The organism is Natrinema sp. LJW11, from assembly GCF_056135975.1.
In genome coordinates this window covers 619799-642135 of record NZ_JBWBDM010000002.1, presented here as the reverse complement: position 1 = coordinate 642135, position 22337 = coordinate 619799, and the positions used below count along the sequence as shown (strand labels likewise).

Annotated in this window: 20 protein-coding genes and 1 tRNA gene; 13 read left to right on the top strand and 8 right to left on the bottom strand. The window is 64.4% G+C overall.

The window, feature by feature from the left end; translation table 11 throughout:
* Window positions 1-189: 189 nt before the first annotated feature.
* The 8 genes from AC0QDI_RS07810 to AC0QDI_RS07775 all read right to left on the bottom strand — a co-directional run bounded on the left by AC0QDI_RS07810 (window position 190) and on the right by AC0QDI_RS07775 (window position 9447).
* The gene (locus tag AC0QDI_RS07810; protein WP_474666872.1) at window positions 190-1698 is read right to left on the bottom strand and encodes a right-handed parallel beta-helix repeat-containing protein; all 1509 of its coding nucleotides are present in this window, start codon (window positions 1696-1698) and stop codon (window positions 190-192) included.
* 435 nt (window positions 1699-2133) lie between these two features.
* Complete coding sequence (locus AC0QDI_RS07805) at window positions 2134-2796, bottom strand: helix-turn-helix domain-containing protein (RefSeq protein ID WP_474666869.1); 663 nt, start codon at window positions 2794-2796, stop codon at window positions 2134-2136.
* A 292-nt stretch (window positions 2797-3088) separates the two neighbouring features.
* Window positions 3089-4774 (bottom strand): alkaline phosphatase family protein, encoded by a 1686-nt coding sequence (locus AC0QDI_RS07800; protein WP_474666866.1) that lies wholly within the window; start codon window positions 4772-4774, stop codon window positions 3089-3091.
* 186 nt (window positions 4775-4960) lie between these two features.
* Entirely contained in the window at window positions 4961-6298 is a 1338-nt protein-coding gene (gene glmM / locus AC0QDI_RS07795; protein WP_474666863.1) for a phosphoglucosamine mutase, read from the bottom strand.
* 204 nt (window positions 6299-6502) lie between these two features.
* Window positions 6503-6605, bottom strand: a tRNA-Gln gene (locus AC0QDI_RS07790).
* Window positions 6606-6908: 303 nt separating this feature from the next.
* Window positions 6909-8054: a pyridoxal phosphate-dependent aminotransferase gene (locus tag AC0QDI_RS07785; RefSeq protein WP_474666861.1), complete on the bottom strand. Its 1146-nt coding sequence runs from the start codon at window positions 8052-8054 to the stop codon at window positions 6909-6911.
* Window positions 8055-8061: 7 nt separating this feature from the next.
* Complete coding sequence (gene ribH / locus AC0QDI_RS07780) at window positions 8062-8493, bottom strand: 6,7-dimethyl-8-ribityllumazine synthase (protein WP_474666859.1); 432 nt, start codon at window positions 8491-8493, stop codon at window positions 8062-8064.
* 126 nt (window positions 8494-8619) lie between these two features.
* Entirely contained in the window at window positions 8620-9447 is an 828-nt protein-coding gene (locus AC0QDI_RS07775) for a DUF4097 family beta strand repeat-containing protein (protein ID WP_474666857.1), read from the bottom strand.
* 162 nt (window positions 9448-9609) lie between these two features.
* Between AC0QDI_RS07775 and AC0QDI_RS07770 the strand changes: the two genes are divergently transcribed.
* From AC0QDI_RS07770 to AC0QDI_RS07710, 13 genes are all read left to right on the top strand, one after another.
* Window positions 9610-10773: a 5-(carboxyamino)imidazole ribonucleotide synthase gene (locus AC0QDI_RS07770; protein WP_474666855.1), complete on the top strand. Its 1164-nt coding sequence runs from the start codon at window positions 9610-9612 to the stop codon at window positions 10771-10773.
* A 75-nt stretch (window positions 10774-10848) separates the two neighbouring features.
* Entirely contained in the window at window positions 10849-11487 is a 639-nt protein-coding gene (locus tag AC0QDI_RS07765; RefSeq protein ID WP_474666853.1) for an AIR carboxylase family protein, read from the top strand.
* A gap of 353 nt (window positions 11488-11840) precedes the next feature.
* On the top strand, window positions 11841-12248 hold the full coding sequence (locus AC0QDI_RS07760; protein WP_273738781.1) for an NADH-quinone oxidoreductase subunit A: 408 nt from the start codon (window positions 11841-11843) through the stop codon (window positions 12246-12248).
* Complete coding sequence (locus tag AC0QDI_RS07755; RefSeq protein ID WP_273738782.1) at window positions 12245-12952, top strand: NADH-quinone oxidoreductase subunit B; 708 nt, start codon at window positions 12245-12247, stop codon at window positions 12950-12952. Before AC0QDI_RS07760 ends, AC0QDI_RS07755 begins: the two co-directional genes overlap by 4 nt.
* Window positions 12949-14604 (top strand): NADH-quinone oxidoreductase subunit D, encoded by a 1656-nt coding sequence (locus AC0QDI_RS07750; protein ID WP_474666851.1) that lies wholly within the window; start codon window positions 12949-12951, stop codon window positions 14602-14604. The genes AC0QDI_RS07755 and AC0QDI_RS07750 overlap by 4 nt, the downstream gene beginning before the upstream one ends.
* Before the next feature lies 1 nt (window position 14605).
* Complete coding sequence (locus AC0QDI_RS07745; RefSeq protein WP_474666849.1) at window positions 14606-15688, top strand: complex I subunit 1/NuoH family protein; 1083 nt, start codon at window positions 14606-14608, stop codon at window positions 15686-15688.
* Window positions 15685-16146 carry a NuoI/complex I 23 kDa subunit family protein gene (locus AC0QDI_RS07740; RefSeq protein WP_098724238.1) on the top strand — a complete coding sequence of 154 codons (462 nt, stop codon included), beginning with the start codon at window positions 15685-15687 and terminating at the stop codon, window positions 16144-16146. The genes AC0QDI_RS07745 and AC0QDI_RS07740 overlap by 4 nt, the downstream gene beginning before the upstream one ends.
* A 39-nt stretch (window positions 16147-16185) precedes the next feature.
* Window positions 16186-16458, top strand: coding sequence for an NADH-quinone oxidoreductase subunit J (locus AC0QDI_RS07735; protein WP_273738785.1), 273 nt, complete (start codon window positions 16186-16188; stop codon window positions 16456-16458).
* Window positions 16455-16886, top strand: a complete 432-nt coding sequence (locus tag AC0QDI_RS07730) for a hypothetical protein (protein WP_474666847.1) — start codon at window positions 16455-16457, stop codon at window positions 16884-16886. Before AC0QDI_RS07735 ends, AC0QDI_RS07730 begins: the two co-directional genes overlap by 4 nt.
* Window positions 16883-17188 carry an NADH-quinone oxidoreductase subunit NuoK gene (gene nuoK / locus AC0QDI_RS07725; RefSeq protein WP_006181260.1) on the top strand — a complete coding sequence of 102 codons (306 nt, stop codon included), beginning with the start codon at window positions 16883-16885 and terminating at the stop codon, window positions 17186-17188. Before AC0QDI_RS07730 ends, nuoK begins: the two co-directional genes overlap by 4 nt.
* 1 nt (window position 17189) lies before the next feature.
* The gene (gene nuoL / locus AC0QDI_RS07720; RefSeq protein WP_474666845.1) at window positions 17190-19238 is read left to right on the top strand and encodes an NADH-quinone oxidoreductase subunit L; all 2049 of its coding nucleotides are present in this window, start codon (window positions 17190-17192) and stop codon (window positions 19236-19238) included.
* On the top strand, window positions 19235-20761 hold the full coding sequence (locus AC0QDI_RS07715) for a complex I subunit 4 family protein (RefSeq protein WP_474666843.1): 1527 nt from the start codon (window positions 19235-19237) through the stop codon (window positions 20759-20761). Before nuoL ends, AC0QDI_RS07715 begins: the two co-directional genes overlap by 4 nt.
* The gene (locus tag AC0QDI_RS07710; RefSeq protein WP_474666841.1) at window positions 20761-22287 is read left to right on the top strand and encodes an NADH-quinone oxidoreductase subunit N; all 1527 of its coding nucleotides are present in this window, start codon (window positions 20761-20763) and stop codon (window positions 22285-22287) included. The genes AC0QDI_RS07715 and AC0QDI_RS07710 overlap by 1 nt, the downstream gene beginning before the upstream one ends.
* Window positions 22288-22337: the final 50 nt, after the last annotated feature.

Below are 22337 nucleotides of genomic sequence, written 5' to 3'. Positions count from 1 at the left end.
GTGCTCACTGTAACGAGACGGTTGCTATAGCGCGGCGTTATTATACGGGGGTTAAACGGGCTCGAGAGCCGAATTTGTGGCGATATAGGACGGTGGACGAACCGACGGAAAATGTGGGTGACGGCGGTGAAGAAACGGAGTAACGAAGAGACGAAGCGACGAACTACCGATGTAGCCGTGCGTCGCCGACTACTGGTACGTGTTCTCCCAAGTCGTGACGCCGCTCGCACCGTAGTCGCGGATCCCGTCGACCAGCCGATTCTTTTTGAACGCCGCGTTCGACGCCGACTCGTAGAGACAGACGGCCTCCTCGTCTCCTGACGACTCGAGCGTCGAGTCGCGAACGAGCACGTCGGAGCCGAGGTTGACGAGCGGATACTGACTGGCGCGCAGGTCGCTCTGGTAGACCTTCACGTCCGTGCCCGTGTTGACGATGGCGTTTCGGTCCGCCCCGTTGCGTCCGTGCTGCGTAACCTCGACGTTGCTGAAGCGGCAGTTATCGCGTTCGCAGCGAATCCCGTCACGGAAGCCGCTGGCGCTGCCCGACCGTCCCGTGATCGTGACGTTTTCGACGTGCACTCGATCGGTATTATCGGTGTTCCGGATCCAGAGCGGATAGCCGCCTGCAGTTTCGTGGTTGATCGCCGTGTCGACGATCGTCGCGTTCCCACAGTTGGGCGAGATGACGATTCCGTGGTTCACATCCGACCCTCGTATCTCCACGCGAGTGTTTTCGATCCGGGCGCTGTCGCAGGTGTTCATCACCGAAATCGCGTGACTGGTCGGCATGGGTGACGTGATCTCGACGGCAGCACCGTGGATCTTCATGTTTTTCCCGTTCTCGATCCGGATGCCACGCTGGGTCCTGTCCTCTGGGCGCGACGAGTCGACTTGGACGGTCGGCCACCGAATCTCGCTGTTTTCGCCACCGACACGTATGTTCGCACCGTTACTGTTCCGATACAGTCCGCCGGAGACTATGGTTTTTCCGTTGCCACCCGCCGCGTAGAGGCCGTTGTTCGGGAACGCGCCGAGCTGGCAGCGCCTGAACTCGATTGTCCCCTCGTTTTCGTTCGATTCGATGCCGATCGGGCCGCGCCATCGATTGCCCGCATTCGGCGTGTTATCGACCCACGCACCCCCGTCCGGCGCTCGAAACCGTTCGACGATTCCGTAGCCATCGGGGTCGGTGACGTTGAACAAGCCCGGCCCCCACGTCCCGCTGTCGTGGTGACCGTGAACGGTGATGTCGCGTACCTCGAGTCGGTCGGACGCGTAGGCCTCGATCGTCCTGATTCCCGTCTCGGGGGCCGACTGATCGACGTCGAATCCCTCGAAGCGGAGATTGGCTCCGGGACTGTACGAGACGCCGAGGCGAAACAGTCGATGCTGTCGCCCGGCGAACTCGTGAAAGTTCGCCGGAATCAGCGTCGCGTTATCGCCGACGACGCCGAAGTTATCGAAGCCGGTGAATCTGAACTGCTCGTCCATGAAGTACTCCCCTTCGGGAAACACGAGCAGTGTATCGTCGTCTCGGAGTCTCTCGAGCACGGGCGTGATCGATTCGGTGCCGGTATCGTCCGCTCCGGCCTCGGTTACGTCCACGACGGTCGCGTAGTCGTCGTAGTAGTGTCCGTATCGATCCGTTGACGCGCTGGCTGTCGACGTCAGTCCGATTCCGGCGGCACATGCCGCCACTGTTCCTCCCAGAAACCGACGTCTCGACTGTGTCTTCGACGGTCCTTCCTCGAGAGACGGCCGACCGTCATCCCCCTCGACCGATCGAGAGCCACGAGAAACGTTACGATTCGAGCGCTGCATACCACTTCTATCCGACATTGAAAGTCACTTCTTTCTGAGTGATGATGGGGTCCAGTATCTATGGATTCGGATAGCAAGCTTTTAAGTGGCAGATGCGGTTCCTGTTATCGATAGGGGGAAAACAAGTCCTATTTTTGAAATGGTTATTCAATATACAGTTAGACATGGGAATTAGCAGGACGTAGACTCTCCTTCCCCGTTATATGGCCTTTAATACCTCTTTAATCGCCGATATCGGGGTCAGCTATTGTACTGAATTGCCGTTATATGACTCGAACTGTAAAATAACAATAATTACGATATCGGCCGATGCTATCCGTATTCCTCTGGCGCGCGATCGTTCTCGAGCGTCGCGGCGATCAGTTCGGAAACGGCGCGCCGTATCTGCTGGGAGACCGCAGAATCCGAGATATCGAGCCGATCGGCGAGATCGTCCTGCGTGGCACCGCGTGGTACCTCGAAGTAGCCGGCGTAGTAGGCCATCGTGAGGATCTCGTGTTGTCGTTCGGTCAGGAAATAGGTCTGCTCGTCGGACACCGACGAGTCGTACAGGTGGTTCACGTGAAACGAGATGCCCCGATCGAGACACTGGCTCCGGAACGCCGACAGCACGTCGCGATCCGGGAGATGAACCCGCGCGCACCAGCCCCCCTCGGCGCTCGTGATTCTGAAGGCGAACAGGCCGACTTCGGCACAGCGATCGGGAACGATCTCGAGGTCGGTCTCGACGACGACGCGGTAGATCGATCGGTTTTCGAACGTCGCGACGCACGTCGCGTTCGAGACGGTAGGATCTGCAGCCATCACCTCCTCGAGGGTCTCGTGCTCGTCGCCGAATGCGGAGACGAACTGGAGACGCTGCTCGCGGGTCCTCGCTCCGTACTCGTACCGGAGCGTCACACCCGACTGTCGCTCGATCGTCGGTACTAACGGAAGCTCGTCGTGGACGAGGCGGATCGCTGCGATAAATCCCATTGAGATGTCAATGTCGTACACCGATATGGGGCCCGGTAGCCCATACTTATAACGCGGCTAAGAGCGTTTTCGTAGGCCAAATCGACCCGCTCGGCTCGGGAGGAAGACGGATTCCTGTCAGTTAGTGCCGGGACACCTTCGACCCACCGTGTCGGTGTGCCAGTACGCAGTTCCAGCGGATCGTCTTAGCGGGAGTCTCGGACTCCTTCACGGACGGTCGACTGGCAGTCCGTTCCGACGCGACCGCAGGCTGGATCGCGATCGCGCCGGTATATCGGTACAGCAAACCGTGTCAGTTCATGTACCCGAGATCGGCCAGTCGGTCCGTCACGTCTCCGTCCGCTGCCGGTCGGTTCGTTTCCTCTCCCTCATCGTACTCCGGATAGGATGTCGACTCCCCCGAATCGACGACGGGGACGACGGTGCCGTCCATGCGGTCGCTGTGGGGAACCCCCATCGCAGCCATGATCGTCGGCGCGACGTCGAAGAGGTGCGCCCGCTCGAGCGCGGCGTTTTCGTCGATTCCCTCGCCCGCCGCGACGAAGACCCCGTCGAGCTTGTGGTTCCAGGGTTCGGCCGGGCTGAAGTAATCGCCCTCGCCCAGTTGCTCGGAGAGCATGTGCTCGAAGTCGGCGGGGATCGTGACGACGTCAACCGTCTCGTCGATTTCGTCACCGTGGAAGTACTGCTCGCGCGGCGCGACCGTTTCGAAGAACGGCTCGCCGTCGGGCGTCTCGACGGCCTGTAGCATTCGAATGAGACTCTCTCGGAGTTCCTCGTACTCCTCCTGTGGAACGACGCCGTTTGGCTCCCGGCCCTCGAGATTGATTCGAACGCCGAGTTCGGTCCGGGCACGAACGTAGGCCTCCGATTCGGCGAAATCGACCTGTTCGTTCGCCGTCCGAGTGATCCCACCCGGCGCGTGCTCGATGGCGACGTCCGCCAGCCCCACCCGCTCGAGTGCGGTCCTGACGCGCCGGGCGGTGACGCCGAATCGCGCGGCGACAGACGCCGCACGTGCGACCGTCCCCGGCTCCCACGTGTCGTACTCCTCGCCCTCGCGCAGGCGTCTGCGCATCGGCGTCCAGGACGGCATTCCCTTGCCGCCGGTCGTCGTCTCGAGGAATCCCACGTCGCGGAGGTACTCGTTGATTCGGAACTCGTAACCGTCGTACGTTCCCATCCCGTGGTCGCTCACGAGGAAGACGCGGTCCGGATCGCAGGCCTCGAGGATCGACGCGATCTGTTCGTCAGCCGCCTCGTAAACGGGATCGATGTGCCGTTTCTCGCCGCTCAGTTCGTGGAAGACCGTGTCCGTCTTCTGGAACTGGACGAACCCGAAATCCGGGTCGAACTCGTCGGCGAGATAGCGAAACGCCTCCCCGCGCATCCGGACGAGATTCCGATACTCCTCGATCTTCGCGTCGTCAGAGAGCGAATCGTCGTCGCGCGTGTAGTTCGGATAGACGCGATACTCCCCGATCGCATCGCGGACCTCCTCGAGGATCCCATCGGGATGGCACGGCGGATCCTCGGGACCGAGGAACCCGGGGATGACTGCCCCCTCAAACTCGTCCGGCGGGTGGGTGACCGGCGCGTTGACCACGACGCTCGAGCGGTCGTGTCGATCCAGCAGCGTCCACAGCGGATGCTCGTGGACGTCGTCGTTGCTCGTCACGTGCCAGTCGTAGCCGTCGTAGCCGACGAAGCCCACCACGCCGTGTTTGCCGGGGTTGACGCCGGTGTAGATCGACGGCCAGGCGCTCGGCGTCCACGGCGGAATCTGCGACTCGAGCGGCGCGGCCACCCCCTCAGAGCAGAGCCCCTCGATGGCCGGAATCCGGTCGTCTTCGAACAGCCGCTCGAACACCGGCAGACAGCCCGCATCGATGCCGATGAGCAGCGTGTCCAGTCCGCTCGATTCGCTCGCAGTACTCCCCGTCGATGTCGCGTCATCACGACGAAACTCCCGAGTCATCGTTTCTCTTGTCTGTTTATAACCAATAATTTCGTTCGACCGCCGCCGTCGTCCCACGGCAGCAGTGTTGTTCGTTGCACCACGTATCTACACTCGACATAGGACACGGAACACTTCATTATCGATGCGTTAAACCCGACACAGAGGCCTGAATACCGCCCATTTGACAACTGAACCGATCGATGGTCACGATCGAATTCCGGCTATCGTCGCGATCGCTGTCTCGAGGATGCCGACGGCATCGGCTTCCAGTCGTTCGGCCCTGGACTCGTCCCGTGCTTCGACCGTGAGCCGGACGACAGGTTCAGTACCGCTCGCCCGCAGGAGGATCCAGCCGTCGTCGACGTCGACGTAGACGCCGTCGAGCGTGTCGACGTCGTCGTACCGTTCGCTGACGCGATCGCGAACCTGATTCATCACCGCGACCTTCTCCTCGACGGAAACCGACGCGCGGCGGATCGGGTGCGTCTCGATGTCGTCGACGAGCGACGAGAGCGGCTCGCGATCGGCGACGAGTTCTACGAGCTTACACGCTGCGAGCGGGCCGTCCGGGCACAGCGTTTCCTCGGGCCAGATCCACGCGCCGCTCGGTTCGCCGCCGAAGACCACGTCCGGCTGCGTCGCGCGGTCGGCGACGAACGTGTCGCCGACCCGGGTTCGGCTCACGGATGCGCCGACGGCCGCCAGCGCGTCGTCGACGGCCATGCTCGTATCGACCGGGGCGGCGACCACGTCGCCGTCCGTCGCAGTCTCGCGTGCGAACAGGGCCAGGAGCACGTCTTTGGGGACGAACGAGCCGGTCTCGTCGACGGCCAGCATCCGATCGGCGTCGCCGTCGTGCGCGATCCCGACCGTGGCGTCCGTCGCTTCGACGAGCGCGGAGAGGTCGCCGAGGGTCTCTCGAGTCGGCTCGCTCGGTCTCCCGGGGAAGCGTCCGTCCCGCTGTCCGTTCAGCGTGACGACGTCACAGCCCGATTCCGAGAGCACGCGCGCGGTTATCCCCCCGGTCCCGTTCCCGACGTCGACGGCGACGCTCGGCGGGTCCTCGATCGACACGGCCTCGGTCAACGCCGTCGCGTGTCGATCGATCGAATCCTCGAGCGACTCGAGCGAGCCGTGTCCGTCCCAGGGCCCCAGGTCGTAGTCGTCCGCCTCGACTCGCGTCGCGATCGCGTCCCGCTGGTCGGAATCGAACGCCTTGCCCGACGCGTCCCAGAGCTTGATCCCGTTGTCCGGCGCGGGATTGTGCGAGGCCGTGACGACGATTCCGGCGTCCGCGTTCTCCCGCGGGACCGCCCTCGCGATCGTCGGCGTCGGCGCGACCCCCGCCTCGAGTACGTCCGCGCCACACTCGCGCAGTCCAGCGGTCACTGCATCGGTTAGAACCTTGCCGCTCTCTCGAGCGTCCCGCCCGACGACGACGCGGTCGTAGCCGTCGGACGCGACGGCCCGACCGATCGAGAGCGCGAGGTCGGCCGTTACCTCCTCACCGACAGTTCCGCGGATACCGCTCGTTCCGAACATAGTGACTATCCTCGAGACAGAGGGAATTACTATGAAGGTGTTAGACGAGTACGGCGTATTCCCGTAAACGTTCTTGAACAGTGCCGTTTCTCGGTATACTCCCAACGCGATACCTGCGACGACGCCGATAGACTGTCAGTCGTGTAGCGGACTGGGTCGGTGTCCGAGAGGCTCTTCGATCGAATTTATAGAAAATATTTGATATAGTCCCGGGCAGATTCGAACTGCCGTCATGGGCTCGCTTCCGTGACGGAGCGTACCGAACACGTCCAAAGGCCCATATGATTGGCCACTACACCACGGGACTTCTCGTTTCACTCGGCGTCCCGTGAGAATCGCGGTTCCGTTGGAACCGCTCATCACCACGGGACTCCTCACTCCGAGTTAGACGACGGCATCACAATAGTGTTACTTTTCGGCGCGAGGAGAAACGGCTATCTGTCCGCCTCGGGTTCGGAGCGATTTCCCACACGTCGGACAATCCACGCAGGGGGTGGCCTCGGTATCACATATAAACCTGCGTCTGGTCGTGATTGTGTCGATGCGCTGCGGCCAGCGAAAACACGGTATACTCTCAGTGAAGATACTGCCGAAAATCGCCGAATAGAGCTTACAAGTAGCCTTCCTCTGCCAGCCGCTCGAGCCCCTCCTCGAGTCGCTCTTCACTCGCCGCGTACGAGATTCGCGCGTAGCCGGGCGTGCCGAAGGCGCTCCCCGGCACGGTCGCGACGTGGGCGTCCTCGATCGCACCCTCACACCACGCCTGATCGTCATCAGCAACGGGGAGCATCATGTAGAACGCGCCCTCCGGCACTGCCACGTCGACGTCGTATTCGGCGAGCAAGTCGACGACCAGGTCGCGGCGCTCCTCGAACGCTTCGGTCATCTCCGTGACGGCGTCCTCCGTCTCGAGCGCCTCGAGACCGGCGTGCTGGACGAAGTTGACGGCCGAAGAGACGGAGTGGCTATGGAGCTTGCCGGCCTGATCGATCAGGTCCTCGGGACCGGCGAAGTAGCCCAGCCGCCAGCCGGTCATCGAGTACGCTTTCGAGAAACCGTTGACCGTGATCGTGCGGTCGGCCATCCCCTCGAGCGTGCCGAGACTCGTCGGTTCGACGCCGTAGGTGATCTCCTTGTAGATCTCGTCGGAGATGACGGTGATGTCGTGCTCGACGGCGAGGTCGCGCACGCCCTCGAGCGCCGCGTCGGAGTAGACGGCGCCGGTGGGGTTCGACGGGGAGTTGACGATCAGCAGCTTCGTTTCGTCCGACACCGCGGCCGCGAGGTCGTCGAGGGCGGGCTCGAGCCGGAAGTCCGAGTCCGAGAGGTCGACGCGGGTCAGATCGCCGCCGGCCATCTTGACCATCGCCTCGTAGGAGACCCACGCGGGGTCGAGCAGGGCGACTTCGTCGCCTTCGCCGATCAGGGCTTGGACGATCTCGTACAGCGCCTGCTTCGCGCCGGGCGTGACGATAATCTCGTCCGTGCTGTGATCGAGGCCGTCGTCGGCGAGTTTCTCCGAGATGGACTCGCGCAACTCGAGGATGCCGGCGGAGGTCGTGTAGCCGGTGTGGCCGGCGTCCATCGCGTCCTTGCCGGCCTCGACGATATTCTCGGGCGTGGGGAAGTCGGGTTCGCCGACGCTCAGGTCGACGACGTCTGCGCCCTCTGCCTCGAGTTCGGTGGCGAGCGCGGAGATGGCGAGCGTTGCGGACGGTTCGACTCGGCTGACGCGGTCGGTGAATTCCATCGTCATTGTGGATCTAGTCTGAATCGGCAGCGGGACTGGGGTCGGGGAGTTCGTCGACGAGATCGAGCGCGCCGTCGACGGCTTTCGCCGCGTTTTCGACGCGTTCTCGCGCCTCGGCGGCGGACATCCCGGGACCGGTCACGCCGAGGGTCACGGGCGTATCGCGCTCGAGACTCACGTCGGAGAGTCCCTGCGCGGTCGCGTCGGTGATCACCTGGTCGTGATCCGTATCACCGGTGATGACGGTTCCGACGACGGCGACGGCGTCGACTTCCTCGCGGCGGGCGAGTCGGTCGGCCGCCAGCGGCGCGTCGTAGACTCCTGGGACGCGGACCGTCTCGTACACCTCGGCGCCCGCGGCGGTGGCCGCCTCGAGCGCTTCCTGCTCCATCTGCTCGGTGATCGGACGGTTGAATTCCGCGACCACCAGTCCGAGCGTGGTCATAGGCGAGCGGTGGAGAGGGCGGGTAAAAGAGGTACCGTTCTCGGGCGGCCGCCTCCCGACACGCCGCCACCGGATGTGTGTCTGGTTCGCTCAACTGCGATGCCGGTTCCCTCTCGTCTGGCGACCTTACCCGCTGTTTTCGTTCTGCACCACCACGTCGCCGTTGGTCGTGTCGACTCGCAGCCGACGTGTCCCGTCACCGAGCGTCGTTTCGATCGAATCTTCGCTCGTGGCCTCCGACCCGTCGAACCCCTCGAGCGAGACCTCGCCGTTCGTCGTCGAGAGGCTGACGGTCGCGTCGAGCGAGGGCGGTGCGCGAACGGTGACCGCGCCGTTGGTGCTCTCGGCCGTCAGATCGCCGTCGCCGTCCGCGACCGTGACGTCGATGTCGCCGTTGGTCGTCGCCGCGCGAACGTCGCCGTCGACGCCGGTCACCCGAACCGACCCGTTGGTACTGTCGGCGACCAGTGCCCCGTCGACCCCCTGAACGTCGATCTCTCCGTTGGTCGTGTCGGTCGCCAGTTCGCCGGTTACGTCCCGTACGTCGACGTCGCCGTTCGTCGTCGCCACGCGGGCCATTCGAACGCCGTCGGGAACCGTCGCCTCGAGGGCCAGTTTCGGGTCGGGACCGAACAGGAACGGGACGTCCTCCCGTTGCGTTTCGACCGCGAGACGTCCGTCGTCGCGGCCGGTCTCGATCGAGAGCGACTCGAGAGCGTCCTCGGTGGGGGCCGCTTTGTGACCCCGAAGTTCGACCGTGTCTCCTTGTTTCCCCTCGACGGTGACCGAACCGTTCTCGGCCGAGAGCGAGAGCGAACTGAGATCGTCGGTCTCGTACGTTTTCGTCACGGTCTCCGTTTCACCTCGTCCCGTCGCGAGACAGCCGGCGAGCGACGCGAGTACACTCAACCCCCCGCTGGCGAGCACTCGACGCCGCGAGACGCTCGATTGCATATTCGTATCTGTGGCTTGCCACATAGATATATAATACCGTCCGGTTTCCGAGGCGGGCGCTCTGCACGAAGGTTTTTATAGGAAAACGAAGCCGCTACACCGTCTCTCGAGCGACGGCCCATTTTGAGAATTCTTAAGCGCGGCGGACGAGAATCGGCGCGCATGACGACGTTACGGACGCCGGGACCGACGATCGGCGTAGTCGGCGGGGGACAGCTCGGGCGGATGCTCGCCGAAGCGGCCGCGCCGCTGGGCGTCGAGGTGGTCGTGCTCGATCCGACGCCGGACTGCCCCGCCGCGCCGATGGCTCGCGACCAGATCGTCGCCGGGTTCGACGACGAGGCGGGGATCCGCGAACTCGCCGCGCGCGCCGACGTCCTCACGTTCGAAATCGAACTCGCGGATCAGGACGTCATGGAACGGGTCAGCGAGGAGACGGGCACGCCCGTTCACCCGAAGCCGTCGACGCTCGAGACCATTCACGACAAACTCGTCCAGAAGCGCGAACTCGAGGACGCCGGCGTTCCGGTGCCGCCGTTCCGCGCGGTCGAGGACGCCGACGACGTCCGCGAGGCGATCGACGACTACGGCGCGCCGGTGATGCTCAAGGCCCGCACCGGGGGCTACGACGGTCGCGGTAACGTCCCCGTCGAGTCGAAAGCCGACGCCGCGGACGCCCTCGAGTCGGTCGCCGGCCCCGCGATGGTCGAATCGTTCGTCGACTTCGAGCGCGAGGTGTCCGTTATCGCGGTCGAGGGCGCGGACGAAATCGCGACCTTCCCGATCGGGGAAAACATCCACGAGGACGAGATCCTTCGGGAGACCGTCGTTCCGACGCGCTCGAGCGGGGCCGTCACCGAGCGCGCTCACTCGGTCGCGCGCGACGTGCTCGAGGTGATGGACGGACGGGGCGTGTACGGGATCGAACTGTTTGAAACGCGCGAGGGGAACGTTTTGCTCAACGAGATCGCGCCGCGCCCGCACAACTCGGGCCACTGGACGATCGAGGGCGCCCAGAGCTCGCAGTTCGAACAGCACGTGCGGGCGGTACTGGGTTGGCCGCTCGGGTCGACCGAGCTGCGTTCGCCGACCGTTCTGACGAACCTACTGGCTGACGTCGACGAGGAGCAGCCCGCAGCGCTCGGGGACCTCGACGACATCCTCGAGACGCCCGCCGCGCACCTCCACTGGTACGGCAAGCGGCAAGCCCGACCGCTGCGCAAGATGGGCCACGTCACCGTCTCGAGCGAGACCGAGGACGCCGACGTCGAAGCGCTATTGCAGGCCGCGCGCGACCTCGAGGAGCGCGTGACGTTCCGAACGTAGCCAGCTACCTGCGTCGTCCCGGTCGCTCGGTCCGTTTGCCACTGTTTCAAGTCACTCGCCCGACCACGACCAGTCATGAGCGACAGCGTCAGCGAACTGATCGAGCGCCTGCACCGCGAGGCCGAACAGGATCGCCCGTCCGAGGAGACCCCTGACGTCGGCATCGTGATGGGGAGCGACTCCGACCTCGAGACGATGATGACCGGCGGGAAACGCCGGGGTGCCTACGACGCGTTCGTCGACGAACTCGGCTTCGCCGAGCAGACCGACTACGAGAGCGCGCCCGACGAACGGTTCACGTTCGAGACCTACGTGACCTCGGCTCACCGGACGCCGGACCTAATGACGGCGTACGCGGAGACGGCCGAAGAGCGCGGCCTCGACGTGATTATCGCCGGTGCGGGCGGGAAATCCGCGGACCTCCCGAACATGACCGCGTCGATCGCGTATCCGCTGCCGGTCATCGGCGTTCCGGTCCAGGAGAAGTCCGTCGACAGCGTCATCGGCATGCCGACGGGGGCGCCGCTGGTCGCGGTCGACGCCGGCAAGTCGTTCAACGCCGCGCTGTCGGCCGCTCAGATCCTCGCCCGCCAGCACGACGACGTTCGCGACCGACTCGTCGCGTACCGCGAGGACCTGCGCGAGGGCGTCGGCGCCGTCTCTCGAGAACTCCACGACTCCGGGACGCCGGCGTTCCGGGACCGGGATCGGTAAGCTCCGGTATCGGGATCAGTAACGTCGCCCAGTACGGAGGGAGGATGTTCCGCGCGTCTCTGCTCCGCGCGTCTCCGAAACTGCGATCGGAGCTCCCGGTCGCGCTTCCGGTCTGGCGAGTTACTCGTCTGCGTGGCAGAAATTACCACCACACGCGGTGCGTAGCGGTCGATTTCGGCCTCGAGCAATACCCGATTACCGATCCGTTCACTCTCCACACAGCTATATATAGTATAAGGTGATTATTCACGAGGGTCTATTCGAGCTGAACTCCCTTTCTGGCCCGTGTTTCCCCGGAAAACGAAGAATCAACCCTTATGTGCGTGCGGTTTGAACCCTCGAACGTTACCGAGATGAATGATTGGATCGCCATCGGGGCGCTGGCACTCGTCGGGGTGTTGATACCGTTCGGGATGATGGCGGTATCGTATCTCCTGCGACCCACCGTGCCCGAAACGAGCAAACGCGCCACCTACGAGAGTGGCGAGATTCCGACCGGCGGAACGCGCATCCGGTTCAATATTCAGTACTACATGGTTGCGCTTCTGTTCGTCATCTTCGATATCGAGACCGTCCTCCTGTTTCCGTGGGCGGTCGCCTATCAGGATGCGCTCGCGGCGGAGGAAATCTCGCTCGTCAGTGCGCTCGGGCCGATGCTGTTGTTCGTCGCCATCCTGCTCGTCGGACTCGCGTGGGCGTGGCGCAACGGCGCAGTACAGTGGGCACAGACAGCTCGCCAGCTGGAAACTGACAGACAATGAGTAGCGAACAACCACGCCAGCAGATCTACGACAGCACCGCACCGTCGTCGGACACCCGCGACTCGCGGATCGGTGAGGGTGCCGACGACCGCTTCAACTCCAAGCTTCGCGAGGCCTTCGGGTCGACCCCGTTCATCCTCACGAAGTTCGACAAGTTCATGAACTGGGTGCGGGGCAACTCGATGTTCATGCTCCAGTTCGGGATCGCGTGTTGCAGCATCGAGATGATGCACACGTACGCGATCAAACACGATCTGGATCGCTTCGGAGCCGGCGTTCCGCGCGCCTCGCCCCGACAGGCCGACGTGATGATCGTTCCCGGAACGATCGTCTCGAAGTTCGGCCCCCGCATGAAGCGGGTCTACGATCAGATGCCCGAACCCAAGTTCGTCGTCGGCATGGGCTCGTGTACGATCTCCGGCGGCCCCTTTCAGGAGGGCTACAACGTCGTCAAGGGTGCCGAGGAGATCATCCCGATCGACATTCACGTTCCCGGCTGCCCGCCGCGACCGGAAGCGCTCGTCTACGGCATCGCCAAACTACAAGAGCGGATCCGCAACGGCGAATCGACTCCGGTCGTCGTCAAGCCCTACGAACTCGAGGAGTTCGGCGACCTGCCCCAGGACGAACTCGTTCAGAAGCTCGCCGACGACATCGACGAGGAGGACCTCGTCATGCGATACAACTGGGCTGATTCGCCATGAGCACGGGACTCGAGCGAGGGCCGTCAGTGGAAGTCAGCGAGGACGAACTCGCGGCGCTGATCGGCGATCGTGCGCTCTCGCGCGACGACCACCTGAACGCGCCGGGGTTCGTCATCCGGCCGGACGACGTTCAGGACGTCCTCACGGACCTCCGGGACGAGGCCGGCTTCGACCACCTCGCAAATCTCACGGCACAGGAGTACGTCGACCGGTACGAGTCGATCTACCACCTCCGGAAGTACGCCGATCCGACCCAGGAGGTCTCGATCGTCGTCCCGACGACCACCGACGAGCCGGTTAGCCAGACCGCCGAACCGGTCTTCCGGACGGCCGACTGGCACGAGCGGGAAGCCTTCGACCTCGTCGGCATCGACTACGAGGGTCACCCCGACCCGCGTCGGATCCTCCTCCCCGAAACCTGGCAGGGCCATCCGCTCTCGCGGGGCTACGATCAGGAGAAACCACAGCTCGTGACCCTCTCGGAGCACGCCAACCCGGTCCAGCCGGACCACCACGACGACGAGTCGGACACGATGTTCCTCAACATCGGCCCGCACCACCCGGCGACCCACGGCGTGCTCCACATCGAGACGGTGCTGGACGGCGAGACGGTCCTCGACGTCGACCCCGACATCGGCTATCTGCACCGCTGCGAGGAGCAGATGTGCCAGCAGGGAACCTATCGCCACCAGATCATGCCCTACCCGGACCGCTGGGACTACGTCTCGGCCGGCCTGCTCAACGAGTGGGCCTACGCGCGCACGGCCGAGGACCTCGCGGACATCGAGGTCCCCGAGTACGCCCAGGTCATCCGGACGATGAGCGCCGAGCTGTGCCGGATCGCCGCGCACATGCTCGCGCTGGCCACGTTCGCGCTGGACGTCTACGGCGACTTCACCGCCATCTTCCAGTACGGCATGCGCGACCGCGAGGTCGTCCAGGACATCTTGGAGGACCTGACCGGCCAGCGGCTCATGTTCAACTACTTCCGGCTGGGCGGGGTCGCCTGGGACCTGCCGGAACCCCGCGAGGAGTTCGTCGAGAAGACGCGGGACTTCCTCGACGGGCTCCCCGCGAAGGTCGACGAGTACAACGACCTGCTGACCGGCAACGAGATCTTCCAGATCCGATGTCACGACACCGGGATCCTCGAGCCCGAGGTCGCCAAACAGTACGGCTGCACGGGCCCGGTCGCCCGCGGCTCCGGCATCGATTACGACCTCCGTCGCGACGACCCCTACGGCTACTACGAGAACCTCGAGTGGGACGTCGTCACCGAGGACGGCTGCGACAACTTCAGCCGCGTTCTCGTGCGCATGCAGGAGGTCGAGGAGTCCGCGAAGATCATCGAGCAGTGTCTCGACCTGCTCGAGGACTGGCCCGAGGACGAGCGGACGGTCCAGAGCAACGTCCCGCGGACGCTGAAGCCCGACCCGGACACGGAGATTTACCGCGCCGTCGAGGGAGCGAAGGGCGAACTCGGGATCTACATCCGGTCGGACGGGACGGACAAACCCGGTCGGTTCAAAATCCGGAGTCCGTGCTTCCACAACCTGTCGGCGCTGCCCGAGATGTCCGAAGGCGAGTACGTCCCGGACCTGATCGCGTCGCTTGGCAGCCTCGATATCGTGCTCGGGGAGGTGGACCGCTAGGATGTTCGGTGCGGTTGCTGCGTCTCCGTTGCAGGATACCGTCTTGCTCCCGGAACGGATCGGCGAGCTGACCGGTCTGGACGGGTTCGGACTCGGCGGTGAGTTGCTCGCGACGTTCATCGCGGCTTTCGTCATCGGGAATCTGATGCTGGCGATGACCGGCGTCGCCGGTCCGTGGGCGAAACGGAAGATCACCGCCGCCTTCACCGACCGAATCGCCGTCAACCGACTCGGACCGGCCGGGATCTTCATCATCGTCGCCGACGCCGTCCGGCTCCTCTCGAAGGAACTGGTCATCCCGGAGAACGCGGATCGACCGGCCTACGATCTCGCGCCGATCGTCGTCGCGGCGTCGGCGCTGCTGGGATTCGCCGTTATCCCGATGGGCAGCGGGATCCACCTCGCTGATCCCGAAGTCGGGCTGGCGTACGTCTTCGCGGTCTCGGGGATCGCGAGCCTCGGACTGGTGATGGCCGGCTACGCGTCGGCGAACAAGTACTCCCTGATCGGGGGGCTTCGCGCGGTGGCACAGAACATCGCCTACGAGATCCCGCTGGTCGTCACCGGGATGTCGGTCGTGATCTTCGCCGGCACCTTACAGATGGGCGAGATCGTCGCGGCTCAACACGAGACGCTGATAGAGATCGCCGGGATCTCGATCCCGACGTGGTACGCGTTCGTCAACCCCTTCGCGTTCGTCCTGTTCCTCATTGCGAACTTCGCGGAAGTCGGCCGTAATCCCTTCGACACGCCGGAGGCACCGACCGAGATCGTCGCCGGCTACCAGACCGAGTACTCCTCGGTCTACTTCGTGTTGATCTACCTCGGGGAGTTCCTCCACATCTTCCTCGGCGGCGCGATCATCGCGACGATCTTCCTCGGCGGACCCGCCGGACCGATTCTTCCGGGCATCGTCTGGTTCCTCATCAAGATCTGGGCGGTGTTCTTCGCGACGCAGTGGCTGCGTTCGGCGGTGCCGCGCGTCCGGATCGACCAACTGATCGAGATCGGCTGGAAGGGGCTGCTGGTCCTGTCCTTCGCCAATCTCGTCCTGACCGCGGTAATCGTGGGACTGATAGCATGATCGGGATACTCAAATCGATGGCAACGACGATGAAACACGCACTGGACGGTTCCACCTTCACGGTGGAGTACCCGGAGACCGCACCCGACGTTTCGCCCCGATTTCGGGGCGTTCATAAGTTCAGTCAGGAGCGGTGTATCTGGTGTCGCCAGTGTGAGAACGTCTGTCCGAACGATACGATCCAGATCGTGATGGACGACCAGCGAAACGGCGAGCAGTACAACCTCCACATCGGGCAGTGTATCTACTGCCGACTCTGCGAGGAGGTCTGCCCGGTCGACGCCATCCTGCTGACGGAGAACTTCGAGTTCACCGCGGACACGAAACACGATTTCGTCTACAACAAAGAGCAGTTGAAGGCGGTACCGTGGTACAAGGACATCGACCCGCTCGCCGCCCGCGAACCCGACCGGGGCGCGTGGGTCGGTGAGGGTGAGGGGGAGGTCGACTACCAGTAACGGGTCCGCCCGTCCCGCAAACGGGCACTATCAACAACCATGAACTACGAGCTGATCGCGTTCGCGCTGTTCGCCATCGTGACGCTGGCCAGCGCGGTGGGTGTCGTGCTCATGCAGGACCCGTGGCATTCGGCGCTCCTGCTTGGCGTAGCGTTGCTCAGCGTGGCGGTTCACTACGTGATGCTGGCGGCCGAATTCGTCGCCATGATGCAGGTCCTCGTCTACGTGGGCGGGGTCCTCGTTCTCATCACGTTCGCCGTCATGCTGACCGAGCGCGACGACGCCGACGCAGACGAGGTGGTACAGGCATGACGACCGGTCCGAAACTTCGACTCGGCAAGACGCTGGTTCCGGGGCTACTCGCCGTCGGGCTGTTCGGCGTGATGGCGCTCATCACGCTGAACACGGCCTTCGAGCCGATGACCCAGGCCGCGGGGGCCGGCTTCCCCGACGACGTCTCGATCACGGCCGAACTCGGCTACGCGCTGTTCGGTTTCGACTCGCTGCAGCAAATCGGGGGCACGGAACCGTTCCTCGCCGCCGTCTTGCTCGTGGCGATCGCACTCGACGCCGCGCTCGACGCCTCGCTCGTCCTCGCGAAGCGCGAAGCGGAGGGCGAACCCGTCGCCGCGCTCTCGAGCACCGCCGAAGCCTCGAGCAACGAGACGGGTCCGGAGCCGGCCGTCACCGACGGCGGGGCTGACGGTGGGTCAGCCGAGACGGGAGGTGTGGATCGATGACCGTCGACGTGCAGTACTACGTGCTGCTGTCGATGGCGGTGTTCTGCATCGGTCTCTTCGGGGTGCTGACGCGTCGAAACGCACTGTTGTTCCTGATGTCCGTCGAGCTCATGCTGAACGCGGCGAATATCAATTTGATCGCGTTCGCGTTCTATCACGGCAACCTCACGGGGCAGTTGTTCGCGCTCTTTACGATGGCGCTCGCTGCCGCCGAAGTGGCCGTCGGACTCGGGATCATCCTGGTGTTGTACCGCAACTTCCGTGACGTCGACGTCACGGTACCGACGACGATGAGGTGGTAAGATGGCAGCAACAGCAACAGGACCGTTCGGATTCGCACCGGCGATCGCAGTGTTCCCGCTCGTGGCCTTCGCGGTCACGCTCGTCTTCGGGAAGTACATGCCGAAGAAGGGCGCGTTCGCGGGCATCATCGCGACGGCGGGCTCGCTCGTCGTGTCGCTCGTCATGTTCGCGGCCGTGGCGGGCGGCGAGACGCATCACACGACGCTCTACGAGTGGACGGCCGGCGCGGCCGCGAGCGCGACCGGTGCCGAGGGGATCGCTTTCACCTTCGGCATTCTGATCGATCCGCTCTCGGCGCTTATGCTGGTGATCGTCTCGCTGGTCGCCTTGCTCGTTCACGTCTTCAGCCTCGGGTATATGAACGCCGAAGGGGAGACCGGACTCCGGCGCTACTACGCCGAACTCGGCCTCTTTACCTTCAGCATGCTCGCGTTCGTCTTCGCGGACAACCTGCTGATGGCGTTCATGTTCTTCGAACTCGTCGGGCTCTGCTCGTACCTGCTGATCGGGTTCTGGTTCCGCACGGAATCGGCCCCCTCGGCCGCGAAGAAGGCGTTCCTGGTCACCCGCTTCGGTGATTACTTCTTCCTGGTCGGGGTCGTCGCCATCGCCGCGACGTTCGGCACGGTCGGGTTCGCCGGCGAGGAGTCCTTCGTCACCGCCGCCGAGACGGCGATCGACGACGGCGCGACTCTCTTCGGCTTCGACGCCGAAACCTGGGTGACGATCACCGGACTCCTCGTGCTCGGCGGGGTGTTGGGCAAGTCCGCGCAGTTCCCCTTCCACACCTGGCTGCCCGACGCCATGGAGGGTCCGACGACCGTCTCCGCACTCATTCACGCGGCGACGATGGTCGCGGCCGGCGTCTACCTGGTCGCTCGCATGTTCGGTTACTACGCGCTGTCTCCGACCGCGCTGGCGATCATCGCCTTCGTCGGCGGCTTCACCGCCTTGTTCGCCGCGACGATGGCCGTCGTCAAAGACGACATCAAGCAGGTGCTGGCATACTCGACCATCAGCCAGTACGGCTATATGATGCTCGGACTGGGCGTCGGCGGCTACGTTGCCGGCGTCTTCCACCTCATGAACCACGCCTTCTTCAAGGCGCTCCTGTTCCTCGGTGCCGGTGCCGTCATCATCCTTATGCACCACGAGCAGGACATGTGGGAGATGGGCGGGCTGAAGGACGAAGCGCCCGTCGTCTACTACACGTTCCTCGCCGGCGCGCTCGCGCTCGCTGGGATCGTTCCCTTCTCTGGTTTCTGGTCGAAAGACGAGGTGCTGTTCGACGCGCTGGCCGTCGGCCTGGCGGAGCCGGTCATCCTCGCGGCCTACGCGATGGGACTGCTCGCCGTCTTCTTCACCGGCTTCTACACCTTCCGAATGGTCTTCCTGACCTTCCACGGTGAGCCGCGCTCCGAGACGGCCGAGGAGCCCCACGCGGTCGGCTGGGCCGTCAAGGTCCCGCTGCTCGCGCTCGGGACGCTCGCGGCCGTCGCCGGCTTCGCGAATCTCGCGCCCGTCGCGAACCTGCTGAACCTCGACATCACCTTCCTCGAGCACTGGCTCGACGGCGAGTACGGCTACGTCGAGGGACTGACCTACCACGCCTACCACGAGACGGTGGCCTTCGAAGAGAGCTACATCGGATCGGAGACCACCACCATGCTGTTGAGCGCCGGACTGTCGCTCGGCCTCGCGCTGGCGGGCGCGTTCACGGCACACACGCTGTACAACGTCTCCGACCCGTCGCGTCACACGCGAAAGATCGGCGGCGCGTACCGCGTCCTCAAGAGCAACTACTACCAGGACGAGTACCAGGTCTGGCTCGCCGAAGGGTTCACGCTGCCGCTGGCTCGAGCGGCCGACCGGTTCGATCAGACCGTCATCGACGGGGTCGTCAACGGGACCTCGACGATCAGTCTGTTCGGCAGCGATCGAATGAAGCGGCTCCAGACGGGTATCGTGACTAACTACGCGGCGCTGTTGGTGGGCGGGTTCATCGGCTTACTACTCGTCCTCGGCTATCTCGGAGGGTGGTTCGCATGATGATCGAAGCACTGATCGCGGTCGCACTGATCGGCGCGCTGGTGACGTTCGTCGCGCCGAATCGCATCGCCGGCAAACTTGCGTTCGCCATCAGCCTCGTGCCGGCGGCCCTGTCCCTGTGGCTGTTCGCCGCGTTCGACGGCAGCGGGAACGCCCTGCTCGAGGGTGAACTGGCGTTCGAATCGCGGGCGGCGTGGCTCGAGATCGGCGGGCGGTCGATCTCGTGGTTCGTCGGCGTCGACGGGATCAGCATGCCGCTGGTGGTCCTGACGACGATCCTCTGTACGCTGGCGATCGTGAGTTCGTGGACGCCGATCGACGAGCGCGAGTCCCAGTTCTACGGGCTCGTCCTCTTCATCGAGGCGATGCTGCTCGGCGTCTTCACCGCGCTCGACTTCTTCCTCTGGTTCGTCTTCTGGGAGGCGGTCCTGATCCCGATGTACCTGCTGATCGGGATCTGGGGCGGCCCGCGCCGGAAGTACGCCGCGATCAAGTTCTTCGTCTACACGAACGTGGCGTCGCTGGTGATGTTCGGCGCGTTCATCGCGCTCGTCTTCGGGCTCGGCGACTCGGTCACCTCCTTCGCGCTGCCCGAAATCGCGACGGCGATGCTCGAGGGCGGTCCCGAAGGGCTCTTCGGTCTCGGCGGGACGGCCCTCGCATCGGTCGTCTTCGTCGCGATGTTCCTCGGCTTCGCGGTGAAGGTGCCGATCGTCCCGTTCCACACGTGGCTGCCCGACGCCCACGTGGAGGCGCCGACGCCGGCCTCGATACTGCTGGCCGGCGTGCTGCTGAAGATGGGGACCTACGCCCTGCTCCGATTCAACTTCACGATGTTCCCGGAGCAAGTCGAGGCCTACGCGGTGCCGATCGCGGCGATCGCCGTCATCAGCGTCATCTACGGCGCGATGCTGGCGCTCGCCCAGACCGACCTCAAACGGATCGTCGCCTACTCCTCCGTCTCGTCGATGGGCTACGTCATCCTCGGACTGGTCGCGTACACCCAGTTCGGGGTCGGCGGCGCGACGTTCCAGATGGTTTCCCACGGCCTGATCTCGGGGCTGATGTTCATGGCCGTCGGCGTCATCTACAACGCGACTCACACCCGGATGGTCACCGACATGTCCGGGATGGCCGACCGGATGCCGATCGCGGTCGGCATCCTCATCGCCGGCGCCTTCGGCTACATGGGGCTGCCGCTGATGAGCGGCTTCGCCGCGGAGTACTTCATCTTCTTCGGCTCCTTCGGCTCCGAACTGCTCGAGTACTCGGCCGTTTTCACGTCGCTGGCGATGTTCGGCATCGTCATCGTCGCGGGCTACCTGCTCTTTGCCCTCCAGCGGACGGTGTTCGGCCCGTATCGACTCGAGACCGACTACGAGGTCGGCCGCGCGCCGGTCCACGACGTCGCATCGATGGTCGTCCTGCTGGGACTCATCATCGCCCTCGGCGTCGCTCCCGACCTGATCTTCGACATGATAACCGACGCAATCGATCCGATCGTCCAGGGAGGTGATCTCTGATGGCGGTCCTTGAACTTCCCGAGTGGACGGCGCTCGCACCGGCACTGATCCTGGCGGGGACGGCGCTCGTCCTGTTCCTGCTCGACAGCATCAACCCGCGCTCGACGAACCGCGCGCTGCTCGCCGGCACCGCCGTCGCCGGGTCGCTGTCGTCGCTGGCCGTCGCCGTCTGGTTCACCGCCGCCGGCGTCGGGGCGACCGGCATCGACAACTACGGCGTCATCGATATCATGGACGGCCAGTTCGTCGTCGATCAGCTGGCGCTGTACTTCATGATCATCATCGCGGTCGTCACGGCCCTCGTCACGGTCGCGAGCTACGATTACCTGCGAGATCACACCTACCAGGCCGAGTACTACTCGCTGGTCATCCTCGCGGCGACCGGGATGTCGACGATGGCCGCGTCGAACAGTCTGGTGACGATCTTCATCGCGCTCGAGCTGACGAGCCTGCCGTCGTACGCGCTCGTCGCGATCCTGAAGGACAACCGCGGCAGCGTCGAAGCGGGCCTGAAGTACTTCCTGATCGGGGCGCTCTCGTCAGCGATCTTCGTCTACGGCGTCTCGCTGGTGTACGGCGCGACCGGCTCGCTGCAACTCGAGGCGATCGCGGCGAACCTCGGCGGAGCCGGCGAGATGGGCGGATTACTCGGTCTCGGGATCCTCATGTTGATCGGCGGGATCGCGTTCAAGACCGCGAGCGTCCCCTTCCACTTCTGGGCGCCCGAGGCCTACGAGGGCGCGCCCGCACCGATCTCCGCGTTCCTCTCTTCGGCCTCGAAGGCCGCCGGCTTCGTGCTCGCCTTCCGCGTGTTCACGACGGCGTTCCCGCTCGAGGCGACGACCGCCGTCATCGGCGTCGACTGGACGTGGGCGTTCGTCATTCTCGCGATCGTCACGATGACGGTCGGGAACTTCGCGGCGGCGACCCAGGAGAACGTCAAGCGGATGCTCGCCTACTCCTCGATCGGGCACGCCGGCTACGTGCTGATCGGGCTGGCGGCCCTCTCGACCGGGGCCGGCGAACGTGTCATGGGCGCGGCCATGATGCACCTGCTGGTCTACGGCTTCATGAACACGGGCGCGTTCCTGTTCGTCGGCCTGGCGGAGTACTGGGGCGTCGGCCGCACCTTCGAGGACTACAGCGGCCTCGCGAAGCAGGCGCCGTTCGCCTGCGCCGCGATGGCGGTCTTCATGTTCAGCCTCGCGGGCATCCCGCTGTTCGGCGGCTTCTGGAGCAAGTACCTCCTGTACACCGCGACGATCGAGGCGGCCGCGGACAACGCGGCCCTGCTCGTCGTGGCCGCCGCGCTCGTCGTCAACAGCGCGCTCTCGCTGTACTACTACTCGCGGCTGGTCAAGGCGCTCTGGATCGAGGACCCGGTCGTCGATCGGGATCGCCTCGCCCAGCCGACCGGGCTCTACGCGGCGATCATCGTCGCCGCAGTGATCACGGTCCTCATCCTGCCGGCGTTCGGCCCGATCGCCGACGCCGCGACCGAGGCGGCGGCCGCGGTCGTCGCGTAGTCGCCCGACGGGAGACCCGGTAGCTTTTACCCCTCGGGGTTGCAAGCCGC